This is a genomic window from Streptomyces sp. DSM 42067 (assembly GCF_055792885.1).
On record NZ_CM147706.1, the window covers coordinates 5197267 to 5213307 of the forward strand.

Sequence of the window (16041 nt, forward strand, 5' to 3'; positions counted from 1 at the left end):
CGCCCGTTCCTCCCGCGGGGGTTCACAGGGGTTCACCCACCTTGACGCCACTACCCACCACGCGCATTATTCACCGCATGATGAATTTCGCTTCCGGACCCCCCGTCCGGGAAGGGACCCCCGCCGAGCCCCCACCCGCCATCAAAGCCGCCGCTCTCACCGTCGTACGAGGCACGCGCACCGTCCTCCGCAGCCTCGACTTCGCCGTCCCCCGCGGCCAGATCACCGGCCTTCTCGGCCCCTCCGGCTGCGGCAAGTCGACCCTCATGCGGGCGGTCGTCGGTACGCAGGCCAAGGTCACCGGCACCCTCGACGTACTCGGCCGCCCCGCCGGCGACCCCACCCTCCGGTCCCGCGTCGGATACGTGACCCAGGCACCCTCCGTCTACGACGACCTGACGATCCGCCAGAACCTGGAGTACTTCGCGGCCGTCCTGGACCCCGGCCGCGCTGCCGCCGACCGCCGCCACGAACACGTCACCCGCGCAATCGCCGACGTCGACCTCACCTCGCACAGCGACGCCCTCGCCGGCAATCTCTCCGGCGGACAGCGCAGCCGCGTCTCCCTCGCCGTCGCCCTGCTCGGCGCCCCCGAACTCCTCGTACTCGACGAACCCACCGTCGGCCTCGATCCCGTACTCCGCCGCGACCTGTGGAACCTCTTCCACTCCATCGCCGCCGAGCGCGGAGCCACGATCCTCGTCTCCTCGCACGTCATGGACGAGGCCGAACGCTGCCACCGTCTGCTCCTTATGCGCGAGGGCGAGATCCTCGCGGACGACACTCCCGACGCCCTGCGCGAGCGCACGCACTCGGAGACCGTCGAAGCGGCCTTCCTCCACCTCGTCGACGAGGCCGTCGAAGCCGCCGCGGCAGATGCCCGCGCCGACACCCGCGGCAACGCCCGCAAGGAGACCGCCCGATGACCACGACGAGCACACACCCCGCACGCCCCGCGGCTGTCGCACCCCGCCCCACCGCGATCAACGCGTCCCGCACCCTCGCCACCGCCGCCCGCGTCCTGCGCCAGCTCCGCCACGACCCGCGATCCATCGCGCTGATGATCCTCGTCCCGTGCGTGATGCTCTTCCTGCTCCGCTACGTCTTCGACGGCAGCCCGCAGACCTTCGACGCGATCGGCGCCTCGCTGCTCGGCATCTTCCCGCTGATCACGATGTTCCTGGTCACCTCCATCGCCACCCTGCGCGAACGCACCTCCGGCACCCTCGAACGCCTCCTCGCCATGCCGCTCGGCAAGGCCGACCTGATCGCGGGCTACGCCCTCGCCTTCGGCACCCTGGCCATCGTCCAGTCGGCCCTGGCCACCGGCCTCGCCCTGTGGGTCCTGGGCCTCGACGTGACCGGCTCCCCCTGGCTGCTGCTCCTCGTCGCCCTGCTCGACGCCCTGCTCGGCACGGCCCTCGGCCTCTTCGTCTCGGCCTTCGCGGCCTCGGAGTTCCAGGCGGTGCAGTTCATGCCGGCGGTGATCTTCCCCCAGCTCCTCCTCTGCGGCCTCTTCACCGACCGCTCCAACATGCACCCGGTCCTCGAAGGGATCTCCAACGTCCTCCCCATGTCCTACGCCGTGGACGGCATGAACGAGGTCCTCAGGCACACGGACATGACGGCGAACTTCGTACGGGATGCGCTGGTCGTGGCCGGGTGCGCGCTGCTGGTGCTGAGCTTGGGCGCGGCGACGCTACGCCGCCGTACCGCGTGATCGACCCATTCAGCCCGTCTGGGGGCACCTCCCAGCGTTAGCTGGGGGAGCTTGAGGACGAGGCCGTCCAGGCCGAAAGGGGGTCTGGGGGCCCAGCCCCCAGGGACGGGAAGGGAAGGGGCGGCGGGGGCGAAAACCCCTGCAAGGCAAACCCGCCACCCGACGTCCGCCCACCGGACAACCAAGCCACCCCCACGCCCCCGGTGCGAGGATGAACCCGGACGACGCAACCCCCCGGAGGGCACCCCAGCCATGACCCAGAAAGTCGCAGTCCTCGGCACCGGCAAGATCGGCGAAGCCCTGCTCAGCGGAATGATCCGAGCCGGCTGGGCCCCGGCCGACCTCCTGGTCACCGCCCGCCGCCGCGAACGCGCCGAAGAGCTCCGGACCCGCTACGGGGTCACGCCCGTCTCGAACACCGAAGCGGCCAAGATCGCCGACACCCTCATCCTCACGGTCAAGCCGCAGGACATGGGCACCCTCCTCGACGAGCTCGCCCCGCACGTCCCCGCCGGCCGCCTGATCATCAGCGGCGCGGCGGGCATCCCCACGACGTACTTCGAGGACCGGCTGCCGACAGGCACCCCGGTCGTCCGCGTCATGACCAACACCCCCGCCCTCGTCGACGAGGCCATGTCCGTCATCTCCGCGGGCACCCACGCCACCGCCGAGCACCTCGCCCACGCCGAAGAGATCTTCGGCGCCGTCGGCAAGACGCTCCGCGTCCCCGAGTCGCAGCAGGACGCCTGCACCGCCCTCTCCGGCTCCGGCCCGGCGTACTTCTTCTACCTGGTCGAAGCCATGACCGACGCCGGCATCCTCCTCGGCCTGCCCCGCGACAAGGCCCACGACCTGATCGTCCAGTCCGCGATCGGCGCCGCCACCATGCTCCGCGACAGCGGCGAGCACCCGGTCAGGCTCCGCGAGAACGTGACATCGCCGGCCGGCACCACCATCAGCGCCATCCGTGAGCTCGAGAACCACGGCGTACGCGCGGCCCTCATCGCCGCCCTCGAAGCGGCACGCGACCGCAGCCGCGAACTGGCCTCCGGCAAGAACACCTGACGCGCCGCCCGGCGCGGCGGCCGGCCCGACCGACCGCCGCGCCCATCGGTCACGAAGGCGGCAGCAGCCCGATCGCCCGATAGGCCGCATCCACCGTCGGCCTGGCCATTCCCCTGGCCCTCTCCGCCCCCTCCTTCAACACCCCGTCCACATAGGCAGGATCGGCAACAAGCTCCCTGTGCCTTTCCTGCAGTGGCTTGAGCACCTCCACCACGGCGTCGGCGGTGTCCTTCTTCAAGGCCCCGTACGACGTGTACGCACCACTCAGCTTCTCGGGCTCCCCATCCGTACAAGCCGCGAGAATCTCGAGCAGATTCGAGATCCCCGGCTTGGCCTCCCGGTCGTACTCGACCTCCTGCCCACTGTCGGTCACCGCCCGCATGATCTTCTTCCGCACCACATCCGGCTCGTCGAGCAGATAGACGATCCCGGCTCCGGCATCGTGCGACTTCCCCATCTTCGACGTCGGCTCCTGCAGATCCATGACCCGAGCCGCCACCACGGGATGCGTCGCGCGAGGCGTCACGAACGTGTGGCCGTACCGCTGGTTGAACCGCACCGCCAGATCCCGCGTCAGCTCGACGTGCTGTCTCTGGTCATCCCCGACCGGCACCTCGTCGGCCCCGTACGCCAGGATGTCCGCCGCCATCAGCACGGGATACGTCAGCAGCGAGAGCCGCACACTCCCGCCACGCGCCCGCTCGCGCGCGGACTTCTCCTTGTACTGGATCATCCGCCGCATCTCGCCGTCGGTTGCGACGCACTCGAGCAGATACGACAGACGCGCGTGCTCGTCCACATGACTCTGTACGAACACGGTGCACTGGGCCGGCTCGAGTCCAGCCGCCAGCAGCAGCGTCGCCGCCTGGCGGCTGAGCCTGCACACGCGCCCCGGATCATGCTCCACCGTCAGGGCGTGCAGGTCGACGATGCAGAACAACGCATCAGCACGGTGCTGGTCGACTTCCGCCCACTGCCGTACGGCCCCTAGATAGTTCCCCAGCGTCAGATGCCCCGTCGGCTTGACCCCGCTGAAGATCCGCGTCATCTCTCCACCTCCTGGTCGCCGGCCGCCGCTGCCCGCCGGCCGGCTCAGGTTCCTCCAGGAGGGAGATACGCGAACGGCCGCCGGAGCGGCGGCCGTTGAGTGCATGCGTAAGTACGGCCGCCGTCAGGCGGCCCACCACTGCTGGGTGAACGCATGCTTGGACATGCCCACAAGAGTACGCCCCCCGGCGCCGAGTTGACATGACCGGCCGACATACGTAGTGTTCTCCGAGTTGTCCGACGTGAGCACCGACTCCGGTCGGCCCCGGACAGCCATTCCGCAAGAACCATCCAAACGAACGACGACTCGTCGTCGGCTCGTTTTCATGCGTGTTTGCGAAATGAGGAATCAGCGTTCGAAAGGGCGCGACCCCCGATTAGCTCGGGAGGCAGGATTCCGCTAAAGTCTCACTCGTCGGAACGGCCCAACAGCCGGGAAGACAAACCCGCCGACTGGGAATCAGGCCCGAAAGGATCTGATAGAGTCGGAACCGCCGGAAAGGGAAACGCGAAAGCGAGAACCTGGAAAGCACCGAGGAAATCGGATCGGAAAACGATCTGATAGAGTCGGAAACGCAAGACCGAAGGGAAGCGCCCGGAGGAAAGCCTGAGAGAGTCTTTCGGGTGAGTACAAAGGAAGCGTCCGTTCCTTGAGAACTCAACAGCGTGCCAAAAATCAACGCCAGATATGTTGATACCCCGTCTCCGGCCGGTTCGGCTGGGGCGAGGTTCCTTTGAAATAACACAGCGAGGACGCTGTGAACGGCCGGGCTTATTCCGCCTGGCTGTTCCGCTCTCGTGGTGTCGGCCCGCAGCCTTTAATTAGGCGCAGTCGGGAAAACATTCACGGAGAGTTTGATCCTGGCTCAGGACGAACGCTGGCGGCGTGCTTAACACATGCAAGTCGAACGATGAAGCCCTTCGGGGTGGATTAGTGGCGAACGGGTGAGTAACACGTGGGCAATCTGCCCTGCACTCTGGGACAAGCCCTGGAAACGGGGTCTAATACCGGATAACACTCTCACGGGCATCTGTGAGGGTTGAAAGCTCCGGCGGTGCAGGATGAGCCCGCGGCCTATCAGCTTGTTGGTGAGGTAGTGGCTCACCAAGGCGACGACGGGTAGCCGGCCTGAGAGGGCGACCGGCCACACTGGGACTGAGACACGGCCCAGACTCCTACGGGAGGCAGCAGTGGGGAATATTGCACAATGGGCGAAAGCCTGATGCAGCGACGCCGCGTGAGGGATGACGGCCTTCGGGTTGTAAACCTCTTTCAGCAGGGAAGAAGCGAAAGTGACGGTACCTGCAGAAGAAGCGCCGGCTAACTACGTGCCAGCAGCCGCGGTAATACGTAGGGCGCAAGCGTTGTCCGGAATTATTGGGCGTAAAGAGCTCGTAGGCGGTCTGTCACGTCGGATGTGAAAGCCCGGGGCTTAACCCCGGGTCTGCATTCGATACGGGCAGACTAGAGTGTGGTAGGGGAGATCGGAATTCCTGGTGTAGCGGTGAAATGCGCAGATATCAGGAGGAACACCGGTGGCGAAGGCGGATCTCTGGGCCATTACTGACGCTGAGGAGCGAAAGCGTGGGGAGCGAACAGGATTAGATACCCTGGTAGTCCACGCCGTAAACGGTGGGAACTAGGTGTTGGCGACATTCCACGTCGTCGGTGCCGCAGCTAACGCATTAAGTTCCCCGCCTGGGGAGTACGGCCGCAAGGCTAAAACTCAAAGGAATTGACGGGGGCCCGCACAAGCAGCGGAGCATGTGGCTTAATTCGACGCAACGCGAAGAACCTTACCAAGGCTTGACATATACCGGAAACGGCCAGAGATGGTCGCCCCCTTGTGGTCGGTATACAGGTGGTGCATGGCTGTCGTCAGCTCGTGTCGTGAGATGTTGGGTTAAGTCCCGCAACGAGCGCAACCCTTGTTCTGTGTTGCCAGCATGCCCTTCGGGGTGATGGGGACTCACAGGAGACTGCCGGGGTCAACTCGGAGGAAGGTGGGGACGACGTCAAGTCATCATGCCCCTTATGTCTTGGGCTGCACACGTGCTACAATGGCAGGTACAATGAGCTGCGAAACCGTGAGGTGGAGCGAATCTCAAAAAGCCTGTCTCAGTTCGGATTGGGGTCTGCAACTCGACCCCATGAAGTCGGAGTTGCTAGTAATCGCAGATCAGCATTGCTGCGGTGAATACGTTCCCGGGCCTTGTACACACCGCCCGTCACGTCACGAAAGTCGGTAACACCCGAAGCCGGTGGCCCAACCCCTTGTGGGAGGGAGCTGTCGAAGGTGGGACTGGCGATTGGGACGAAGTCGTAACAAGGTAGCCGTACCGGAAGGTGCGGCTGGATCACCTCCTTTCTAAGGAGCATCTAGGCCGCCAAGCTTGCTTGGTGGTCCAGAGCCACTACGTCGGCGAACGATCGACGGTGGTTAGCTCATGGGTGGAACGTTGATTATTCGGCACACTTGATCGTCTTCTCCTTCCAGTACTGCTCTTTTGAGCGTGGAACGTTGAGGGGAGCCGGGGAGTGTGTCGGGCACGCTGTTGGGTGTCTGAAGGTGCGGCCGTATGGCCGGGAAGCCTTCGATGCCGACCCCAGTGCACTCACTGGATCTCCAGTGGGGTGATGGGTGGTTGGTCGTTGTTTGAGAACTGCACAGTGGACGCGAGCATCTGTGGCCAAGTTTTTAAGGGCGCACGGTGGATGCCTTGGCACCAGGAACCGATGAAGGACGTGGGAGGCCACGATAGTCCCCGGGGAGTCGTCAACCAGACTTTGATCCGGGGGTTTCCGAATGGGGAAACCCGGCAGTCGTCATGGGCTGTCACCCATGCCTGAACACATAGGGCATGTGGAGGGAACGCGGGGAAGTGAAACATCTCAGTACCCGCAGGAAGAGAAAACAACCGTGATTCCGGGAGTAGTGGCGAGCGAAACTGGATGAGGCTAAACCTTGTATGTGTGAGACCCGGCAGGGGTTGCATGCAGGGGGTTGTGGGATCTCTTTTCTACGGTCTGCCGGCCGTGGGACGAGTCAGAAACCGTTGATGTAGGCGAAGGACATGCGAAAGGTCCGGCGTAGAGGGTAAGACCCCCGTAGTCGAAACATCAGCGGCTCGTTTAAGAGACACCCAAGTAGCACGGGGCCCGAGAAATCCCGTGTGAATCTGGCGGGACCACCCGCTAAGCCTAAATATTCCCTGGTGACCGATAGCGGATAGTACCGTGAGGGAATGGTGAAAAGTACCCCGGGAGGGGAGTGAAATAGTACCTGAAACCGTGTGCCTACAAGCCGTGGGAGCGTCGGGTAGGAACTTGTTCCTACCTCGTGACTGCGTGCCTTTTGAAGAATGAGCCTGCGAGTTTGCGGTGTGTTGCGAGGTTAACCCGTGTGGGGAAGCCGTAGCGAAAGCGAGTCCGAATAGGGCGGTTTAGTAGCGCGCTCAAGACCCGAAGCGGAGTGATCTAGCCATGGGCAGGTTGAAGCGGCTGTAAGAGGTCGTGGAGGACCGAACCCACCAGGGTTGAAAACCTGGGGGATGACCTGTGGTTAGGGGTGAAAGGCCAATCAAACTCCGTGATAGCTGGTTCTCCCCGAAATGCATTTAGGTGCAGCGTCGTGTGTTTCTTGCCGGAGGTAGAGCACTGGATAGGCGATGGGCCCTACCGGGTTACTGACCTTAGCCAAACTCCGAATGCCGGTAAGTGAGAGCGCGGCAGTGAGACTGTGGGGGATAAGCTCCATGGTCGAGAGGGAAACAGCCCAGAGCATCGACTAAGGCCCCTAAGCGTACGCTAAGTGGGAAAGGATGTGGAGTCGCAGAGACAACCAGGAGGTTGGCTTAGAAGCAGCCACCCTTGAAAGAGTGCGTAATAGCTCACTGGTCTAGTGATTCCGCGCCGACAATGTAGCGGGGCTCAAGCGTACCGCCGAAGTCGTGTCATTGCAGCATAAGGGCCAACGCCCGCTGTGATGGGTAGGGGAGCGTCGTGTGCCGGGTGAAGCCGCGCCGGAAGGCAGTGGTGGACGGTTCACGAGTGAGAATGCAGGCATGAGTAGCGATACACACGTGGGAAACGTGTGCGCCGATTGACTAAGGGTTCCTGGGTCAAGCTGATCTGCCCAGGGTAAGTCGGGACCTAAGGCGAGGCCGACAGGCGTAGTCGATGGATAACCGGTTGATATTCCGGTACCCGCTGTGAAGCGTCAAACATCGAATCCAGTGATGCTAAGCCCGTGAAGCCGCCCTGATCTCTTCGGAGTTGAGGGGAGTGGTGGAGCCGGTGACCCGAGCTGGTAGTAGGTGAGTGATGGGGTGACGCAGGAAGGTAGTCCATCCCGGGCGGTGGTTGTCCCGGGGTAAGGGTGTAGGACGTCAGGTAGGTAAATCCGCCTGGCACATAGTCTGAGACCTGATGCCGAGCCGATTGTGGTGAAGTGGATGATCCTATGCTGTCGAGAAAAGCCTCTAGCGAGTTTCATGGCGGCCCGTACCCTAAACCGACTCAGGTGGTCAGGTAGAGAATACCGAGGCGTTCGGGTGAACTATGGTTAAGGAACTCGGCAAAATGCCCCCGTAACTTCGGGAGAAGGGGGGCCACGCTTGGTGAGAGGACTTGCTCCTCGAGCTGGGGGTGGCCGCAGAGACCAGCGAGAAGCGACTGTTTACTAAAAACACAGGTCCGTGCGAAGCCGTAAGGCGATGTATACGGACTGACGCCTGCCCGGTGCTGGAACGTTAAGGGGACCGGTTAGTCATGATTCGTCATGGCGAAGCTGAGAACTTAAGCGCCAGTAAACGGCGGTGGTAACTATAACCATCCTAAGGTAGCGAAATTCCTTGTCGGGTAAGTTCCGACCTGCACGAATGGCGTAACGACTTCTCGACTGTCTCAACCATAGGCCCGGTGAAATTGCACTACGAGTAAAGATGCTCGTTTCGCGCAGCAGGACGGAAAGACCCCGGGACCTTTACTACAGTTTGATATTGGTGTTCGGTTCGGCTTGTGTAGGATAGCTGGGAGACTTTGAAGCGGCCACGCCAGTGGTTGTGGAGTCGTCGTTGAAATACCAGTCTGGTCGTGCTGGATGTCTAACCTGGGTCCGTGATCCGGATCAGGGACAGTGTCTGATGGGTAGTTTAACTGGGGCGGTTGCCTCCTAAAGAGTAACGGAGGCGCCCAAAGGTTCCCTCAGCCTGGTTGGCAATCAGGTGTTGAGTGTAAGTGCACAAGGGAGCTTGACTGTGAGACCGACGGGTCGAGCAGGGACGAAAGTCGGGACTAGTGATCCGGCGGTGGCTTGTGGAAGCGCCGTCGCTCAACGGATAAAAGGTACCCCGGGGATAACAGGCTGATCTTCCCCAAGAGTCCATATCGACGGGATGGTTTGGCACCTCGATGTCGGCTCGTCGCATCCTGGGGCTGGAGTCGGTCCCAAGGGTTGGGCTGTTCGCCCATTAAAGCGGTACGCGAGCTGGGTTTAGAACGTCGTGAGACAGTTCGGTCCCTATCCGCTGTGCGCGTAGGAGTCTTGAGAAGGGCTGTCCCTAGTACGAGAGGACCGGGACGGACGAACCTCTGGTGTGCCAGTTGTTCTGCCAAGGGCATGGCTGGTTGGCTACGTTCGGGAGGGATAACCGCTGAAAGCATCTAAGCGGGAAGCCTGCTTCGAGATGAGGACTCCCACCCACTTGATGGGGTAAGGCTCCCAGTAGACGACTGGGTTGATAGGCCAGATATGGAAGCCCAGTAATGGGTGGAGTTGACTGGTACTAATAGGCCGAGGGCTTGTCCTCAGTTGCTCGCGTCCACTGTGTTGGTTCTGAAACCACGAACAACCCCGCGTTGCGTTGCGCAGCGTGGTGCGGTTGAGAGTTTCATAGTGTTTCGGTGGTCATAGCGTGAGGGAAACGCCCGGTTACATTCCGAACCCGGAAGCTAAGCCTCACAGCGCCGATGGTACTGCAGGGGGGACCCTGTGGGAGAGTAGGACGCCGCCGAACAATTCTTGAGAAAAGCCCCACACCGTATGGTGTGGGGCTTTTCTGCGTTCGGCTCGTTTAGGCTCGGCGTTATGCGCTACGACCTCGTGATCTTCGACAATGACGGCGTCCTCGTCGACAGCGAGCCCCTGTCCAACACGGTTCTCGCCGCTTATCTCACCGAGTTGGGGCACCCCACGACGTACGAGGACTCCATACGCGACTACATGGGCGGCTCCATCCATCGCGTTCACGACACCATCCGTGAGCGGTACGGCAAGGAACTGCCCGGCGAATTCGATGGAGAGGTCCTGGCTCGGACTCTCGCCGCCTTTGAGAGGGATCTGAAGCCCGTGGCCGGCGTCGTCGACGTACTCGAATGGCTCCAGGTCGATGGTGTGCCGTACTGCGTAGCCTCCTCCGGGCGGCATGCACGGATCCGGTTCTCCCACCGGACGACCGGACTTGACGACTGGTTCGACGAGACGAGGCTCTTCAGCGCCGAGGACGTCGGACGGGGCAAGCCCGCACCCGACCTCTTCCTGCACGCCGCCGCCTCGATGGGGGTCGCCCCCGAGCGCTGCGTCGTGATCGAGGACAGTCCGCTCGGCGTACAGGCGGCTCTGGCGGCCGGCATGGACGTCTACGGTTACACCGCCATGACGCCCGCCCACCGGCTCACAGGCGCCACGCAACTCTTCCCGGACATGGGCGTCTTGGTCGACCTCCTCAAGAGCTGAGCGAAATTCATGTTCTGATCCGCTACCCACGGGTATCCCGGGGCCCTACGCTCCCGCCATGACAGAAGTGCTGCGGCGCGGTAGGGCGTCTCTGGCGTTCAGCTTCTTTGCACAGGGTGTCGCGTTCGCCCTGCTGGTGACGCGCATACCCGCGATCCAGGACCGCTACGGGATATCCGACGGGCTGCTGCCCGCATTCCTCGCCGCCGTGCCGATACTCGCCGGAGTCGGCAGCGTGGCCACAGAGTGGCTGGTGAAGCGGGTGCGGCCGAGCCGCGTGCTGCGCTGGTCGCAGCCTGTCGTGCTGCTCGCACTGCTCGGGGTCGCGGCCGGCGACAGTATGTGGGAACTGGCCCTGGCCCTCTCCGCGTTCGGGCTTGCCGTCGGGGCACTGGACGCGTCGATGAACATGCTGGGTGTGAGTCTGCAGCGGTCCTACGGACGCAGCATCATGCTCGGGTTTCACGCCGCGTACAGCCTGGGCGGGATCGCGGGAGCGTCTCTGGCCTGGGCGGGCGCGCACTGGGAGCTCGAGCTCTTGCTGTCATACCTGCCGGTGGTCGTCGTGCTGTTGCCGGCGGCGCTTGTCGGCAGTCGGTGGTACGTCGACTCGGGCGCCCTCGCAAGCCCGGTCGCCGAAGGCCCCTTGCCCGAAGGCCCCTTGTCCGAAGGCGCGGTGGAACCGACCGCCGAAGCCGGCCCCGTCGTTTTCAGAATGCTGCTGCCTCTGTGCCTGGTGATGACCTTCGCGTACATCGGTGACTCGACCGTCTCCAACTGGAGCGCGAAGTATCTGCAGGATGTGCTGGGGAGTTCGGAGCAGGTGGCGACCGTTCCGTACAACGTCTACATGGTGACCACTCTGATCGGGCGGTCGCTGGGGGATCTCGGGGTGCGGCGATTCGGTGCCGTCGCCGTCGTACGCGGCGGGGCGCTGGTGGCCGCGCTCGGGTTCGCCGTCGTGGCGGCCGCGCCGGGGGCGTGGGTCGGCATGCTCGGCTTCACGCTGGTCGGGCTGGGGCTGTGCGTGATCGTGCCGCAGACTTTCGCGGCGGCAGGGCGGCACGCTTTTGAAAGTCACAGCCCCGGGGCATCCGACACGGCGATCGCGCGGCTCAATGTTTTCAACTACGTGGGCTTCCTGATCGGCTCCCCGCTCGTCGGCGCGCTCGGGGACGCGTGGAACTACCGGGGGGCGATGCTCGTCCCCATGGTGCTCGTGCTTGTGACGTTGCTGTATGCCAAGTCGTTCAGCGCTGGACCACACCGATACGGTGACGGGCATGAGCGGCCGCGCACAGCTGATGTGGGACGAAGCAGTAACGGGCTATGACTTCGGTCCGGACCACCCCATGGATCCGGTCCGACTGGCGCTGACCAGGCGACTCGTCGCCGCGTTCGGGCTGGACAGCGCGGTGGACGTGGTGGCGGCCAAGCGGGCGGGTGACTCGACGCTGCGGCTCGTCCACCGTGAGGACTACATCGAGGCGGTGAAGGCCGCCTCCGCCGATCCGGATGCCGCGGACGGCACGTACGGGCTCGGGACGATGGACGATCCGGCGTTCGCCGGCATGCACGAGGTGTCGGCCCTGATCGCCGGGCAGTCGGTGGGCGCGGCCGAGGCGGTGTGGCGCGGCGATGCGCTGCACGCGGTGAACTTCGCGGGCGGGCTGCACCATGCCATGCCCGGGGGCGCCGCGGGATTCTGTATCTACAACGACGCGTCGCTGGCGATCGCGCGTCTGCTGGAGCTGGGCGCGGAGCGCGTCGCGTACGTCGATGTGGACGTGCACCACGGTGACGGCGTACAGGCGGCGTTCTGGGAGGACCCCCGGGTGCTCACGATCTCGCTGCACGAGCATCCGCGGATGCTGTTTCCGGGGACAGGGTGGCCGGAGGAGACGGGCGCCGACTCGGCGGAGGGATCGGCGGCCAATGTGGCGCTGCCGCCCGGAACCGGGGACGCGGGCTGGTTGCGGGCGTTCCACTCGGTCGTACCGGAACTGCTCGCGGACTTCCGGCCGCAGGTCCTGGTGACCCAGCACGGCGCGGACACGCACTTCGAGGACCCGCTGGCGCATCTCGCGGTGTCGCTGGACGCACAGCGGGCGGTGCAGGTCGCGTGCCATGACCTCGCCCATGAGTACGCCGGCGGGCGGTGGGTCGCGCTCGGCGGCGGCGGTTACGCGGTGGTGGACGTGGTGCCCCGGTCGTGGACGCATCTGGTGGCGATCGCGGCGGGACGGCCCATCGAGCCGGAGACCCAGATCCCCGAGGAGTGGCGGCAGGAAGTCTATGCGCGGACACGGCAGTTGGCGCCGGCGCGTATGACGGACGGGCGGTGGCCCGCCTCCTGGAAGGGATGGGAGGACGGATACGACCCGGCCGACCGCCTGGACCAGGCGGTCCTCGCCGCGCGTCGTGCCGTGTTCCCGCTGCGGGGACTCCTGCCCTAGGCCCGTGGCGCGGCGCCAACACGGGCCCTGATCCGCGCCCACGGCCGCGCCCTGGCTCGCGGGCCTTCACCGCGCAGCAGCCACGAGCTGGCCCGCAGCGGCGTCACAGGGTTCGCGTTAGCGGATCGCAGGGCTCGGACAAGTGGTGTTACGCCAACTGTGCGGTCTTTCCCCGGTTTTCGAGGTCCGGCCGGTGCCGGTGCGCCAGCATCGGGGCGTGTTGAGCACCGGAGCGTTGCGTGCGCATCTCCTGGCGGCCAGACTGGCCGGGCCCGTGGCCACCTCGCGCGAGGAGAGCCTGCGGAGTTACCGGCTCTTCGCCGCCCGGGATCCGCGGGTGCTGCTCGGACTCGACCCCGAGTGGAGCTGGGGCCAGCGGGATGTGATCGCGCTCATGGCCGACAAGTGCGGTGTATCGGCCGATCCCCTGCACACGACAGGGCATGACGTGATCGATCCCGAGCGGACTCTGGCGGGGCTCGACGCCTTCGCGAAGCGGCTCGGCGAGGCGGCGCGGCGCTGCGAACCCGTGCTCCTGGGGACGGGTCACCCGCATCGGCTCCTTGACTTCTACGCCGCTTTGGCCGGTGCGCTGTCAGCGGCCGGCTGTCCCGTTCTCACCCCGGCGCAGGGTCGTCGTGTCGACATAACGACCCGGTTCGGTCTACGTACGTACAACCTCGACTACGTACGAGGAGTCGCGTTGGTGCGGGAAGCAGGCGCCCAGGGCGCCGGTTGTGACACCGGCGCACACACTCACTCGCCACTCCCGGTTCGCACCGCCCTGGCGGCCGCCGCCGATGCCGGCGGCCCTCTGCCGGTGCTCGTTGTCGGAGACCACGGATGGGCCTGCGGGGCAGGTCAGCTCGGTATTGACACCATCGGGGTGGCCGACACGGACGATCCGGCGCTGTTCGTGGGGGAGGCGGAGGGGCGGGTGTCCGTCGTCGTTCCGCTTGATGACGCTGTGCGGTCTGATTACTACCGACCGCTTACTCGCTATGTACTCAATCGAGCGTGTCTGTCACAGTAAGCAGCCGATGGCTGCTCCTCTTCCCCACTCGCATCACCCGCCCCTAGTCTGGGGAGTGAGCGCACAGCGACGAGGAGTCACCGGAGGGGAAGCCGGTGCCCGTCATGTGTGGAAGGTTCAGGTGTGTCATGGCTGCTGGCGAGAGGCCTCTGAATGAGGTTCAGTTCCTGACCGTGGCGGAAGTCGCCTCGGTGATGCGAGTGTCGAAGATGACCGTGTACCGGCTGGTGCACAGCGGTCATCTGCCCGCGATCCGGGTGGGGAGGTCCTTCCGAGTCCCGGAGCAAGCGGTTCACGAGTACCTTCGCGAGTCGTATGTGGGGGTGGAAACGGCCTGACGGCGTCCTCCGGGACCCTCGATTACAGATGCGGAGCTCGGGCGGGGTAGGCTAACCCCTCGTAGGTCGTGTGGGCCCAAGTCAGCCCCGCACCGAGTGATTGTCCCCGCCCCCGCGGGGGTTGTCCGAGAAGTGAGCGAGGGTAGTCGTGGGCTCTGTTATCAAGAAGCGGCGTAAGCGGATGGCGAAGAAGAAGCACCGCAAGCTGCTGAAGCGCACCCGCGTGCAGCGCCGCAACAAGAAGTAGGCGGCCGCTGCATCAAGCGCGCTCTGTGGCCCTTCCACCGCACGGTGGGAGGGCCACAGTCCGTTCACCGGAAATCAGTCGCCTTTTCAGGGCATGCAGGGCGCAGGTCTTTTCCCCTGTCGCATGCGCGGTCGTACGCTGGCCCGGGAGAGCTTGGTCCCTGCGCGGATCTGTACGTAGGTCTGCGCAAGCTGTGCACATGGTCTGTACGTACATCTGTGGCTGTCGTCACTTCCTGCATCGAGTGGTCATCACAGCGCAACATCCAGCCGCTAACGTGGCGCGCAGGAGCGGCAGGACAGGGCGCGACGAGGGCTGGGAAGGTAGGCGCTGATCTTGGGCAAGGTCGTGCTCGTGACGGGGGTGGCCCGTCAGCTGGGAGGCCGGTTCGTACGGCGGATCCAGCGCGATCCCGAAGTGGAGCGGGTGGTCGCCGTGGACGCGGTGCCGCCCGAGCATCATCTGGGGGGCGCCGACTTCGTGCGGGCCGACATCCGGCAGCCGACGATCGCCCGCGTGCTCGCCGAGCACGCCGTCGACACGGTCGTCCACCTGGATGTCACGGGTTACCCGCTGGGCGGAGGCAGCCGGGCCTCGGTCAAGGAGACCAACGTCATCGGCACCATGCAGCTGCTCGGTGCCTGCCAGAAGTCGCCGAGCGTCAAGCGCCTGGTCGTGAAGTCCAGTACGAACGTGTACGGGTCGGCGCCGCGTGATCCCGCCGTCTTCACCGAGACGACGCCGCCCAAGTCGCTGCCCAGCGGTGGCTTCGCCAAGGACACCGTCGAGGTCGAGGGGTATGTGCGCGGCTTCGCGCGGCGCCGCCCCGATGTGGCCGTGTGCGTGCTGCGCTTCGCCAACATCCTCGGCCCCACCGCGGACTCGCCGCTCGCCGACTACTTCTCGCTGCCCATACTGCCGACCGTGTTCGGCTACGACCCCCGGCTGCAGTTCGTGCACGAGGACGATGTGATCGACGTGCTGCGGATCGCCTCGCACGAGCCGGCACGCGGCACGCTCAACAGCGGCACGTTCAACATCGCCGGTGACGGCGTGCTGCTGCTCTCGCAGTGCGCGCGCCGTCTGGGCCGCCCGACCGTGCCCGTGCTGCTGCCCGCCGTCAGCTGGGTCGGTACGGCGTTGCGCACGCTGGGCATGACCGACTTCTCGCCCGAGCAGCTCCGGCTGCTCACGCATGGCCGGGTCGTGTCGACCCATCAGATGCGCGAGACACTGGGGTTCCAGCCGAAGTACACGACCGCGGAGACGTTCGCGGACTTCGTACGCAGCCGCGGCCCGGGACTGCTGCCGCCGGAGGCCCTTGCAGGGGCCGTCGACCGGATCGCCGCGCTGCCCGTCCTGGGCAGCGGCCACCCCCCGACGCAGAGCGCCACATGA

General features: G+C 64.9%; 11 protein-coding genes and 3 rRNA genes. 13 read left to right on the forward strand and 1 reads right to left on the reverse strand.

Going from position 1 to position 16041, the window contains the following annotated elements; genetic code table 11:
• Nucleotides 1-77 precede the first annotated feature (77 nt).
• The 3 genes from ACSMXV_RS23865 to proC all read left to right on the forward strand — a co-directional run bounded on the left by ACSMXV_RS23865 (nucleotide 78) and on the right by proC (nucleotide 2785).
• Nucleotides 78-926, forward strand: a complete 849-nt coding sequence (locus ACSMXV_RS23865; RefSeq protein ID WP_473173330.1) for an ABC transporter ATP-binding protein — start codon at nucleotides 78-80, stop codon at nucleotides 924-926.
• Nucleotides 923-1720 (forward strand): ABC transporter permease, encoded by a 798-nt coding sequence (locus ACSMXV_RS23870; RefSeq protein WP_473173331.1) that lies wholly within the window; start codon nucleotides 923-925, stop codon nucleotides 1718-1720. The genes ACSMXV_RS23865 and ACSMXV_RS23870 overlap by 4 nt, the downstream gene beginning before the upstream one ends.
• A 252-nt stretch (nucleotides 1721-1972) precedes the next feature.
• The gene (gene proC, locus ACSMXV_RS23875) at nucleotides 1973-2785 is read left to right on the forward strand and encodes a pyrroline-5-carboxylate reductase (RefSeq protein WP_473173332.1); all 813 of its coding nucleotides are present in this window, start codon (nucleotides 1973-1975) and stop codon (nucleotides 2783-2785) included.
• 49 nt (nucleotides 2786-2834) lie between these two features.
• Here the strand turns inward: proC and trpS are convergent, their stop codons facing one another.
• Complete coding sequence (gene trpS, locus ACSMXV_RS23880; protein ID WP_473173333.1) at nucleotides 2835-3833, reverse strand: tryptophan--tRNA ligase; 999 nt, start codon at nucleotides 3831-3833, stop codon at nucleotides 2835-2837.
• 842 nt (nucleotides 3834-4675) lie between these two features.
• On the opposite strand from trpS, the gene ACSMXV_RS23885 reads away from it, so the two are divergent.
• The 10 genes from ACSMXV_RS23885 to ACSMXV_RS23930 all read left to right on the forward strand — a co-directional run bounded on the left by ACSMXV_RS23885 (nucleotide 4676) and on the right by ACSMXV_RS23930 (nucleotide 16041).
• Nucleotides 4676-6201 (forward strand): 16S ribosomal RNA (locus ACSMXV_RS23885).
• 320 nt (nucleotides 6202-6521) lie between these two features.
• A 23S ribosomal RNA gene (locus ACSMXV_RS23890) occupies nucleotides 6522-9643 on the forward strand.
• A gap of 90 nt (nucleotides 9644-9733) precedes the next feature.
• Nucleotides 9734-9850 (forward strand): 5S ribosomal RNA (gene rrf / locus ACSMXV_RS23895).
• Together the 16S, 23S and 5S rRNA genes form the textbook arrangement of a ribosomal RNA operon.
• A 71-nt stretch (nucleotides 9851-9921) precedes the next feature.
• Nucleotides 9922-10569, forward strand: coding sequence for an HAD family hydrolase (locus ACSMXV_RS23900; protein ID WP_473173334.1), 648 nt, complete (start codon nucleotides 9922-9924; stop codon nucleotides 10567-10569).
• Nucleotides 10570-10627: 58 nt separating this feature from the next.
• Nucleotides 10628-11902 (forward strand): MFS transporter, encoded by a 1275-nt coding sequence (locus ACSMXV_RS23905; RefSeq protein ID WP_473173335.1) that lies wholly within the window; start codon nucleotides 10628-10630, stop codon nucleotides 11900-11902.
• Nucleotides 11853-13025 (forward strand): acetoin utilization protein AcuC, encoded by a 1173-nt coding sequence (locus ACSMXV_RS23910; RefSeq protein WP_473173336.1) that lies wholly within the window; start codon nucleotides 11853-11855, stop codon nucleotides 13023-13025. Before ACSMXV_RS23905 ends, ACSMXV_RS23910 begins: the two co-directional genes overlap by 50 nt.
• Nucleotides 13026-13242: 217 nt before the next feature.
• Nucleotides 13243-14058: a phosphatase gene (locus tag ACSMXV_RS23915; protein WP_473173337.1), complete on the forward strand. Its 816-nt coding sequence runs from the start codon at nucleotides 13243-13245 to the stop codon at nucleotides 14056-14058.
• Nucleotides 14059-14186: 128 nt separating this feature from the next.
• Nucleotides 14187-14396, forward strand: a complete 210-nt coding sequence (locus ACSMXV_RS23920) for a helix-turn-helix domain-containing protein (protein WP_093781815.1) — start codon at nucleotides 14187-14189, stop codon at nucleotides 14394-14396.
• A 148-nt stretch (nucleotides 14397-14544) separates the two neighbouring features.
• Entirely contained in the window at nucleotides 14545-14643 is a 99-nt protein-coding gene (locus ACSMXV_RS23925) for a 30S ribosomal protein bS22 (RefSeq protein ID WP_003948845.1), read from the forward strand.
• A gap of 336 nt (nucleotides 14644-14979) precedes the next feature.
• Complete coding sequence (locus ACSMXV_RS23930; RefSeq protein WP_181866103.1) at nucleotides 14980-16041, forward strand: NAD-dependent epimerase/dehydratase family protein; 1062 nt, start codon at nucleotides 14980-14982, stop codon at nucleotides 16039-16041.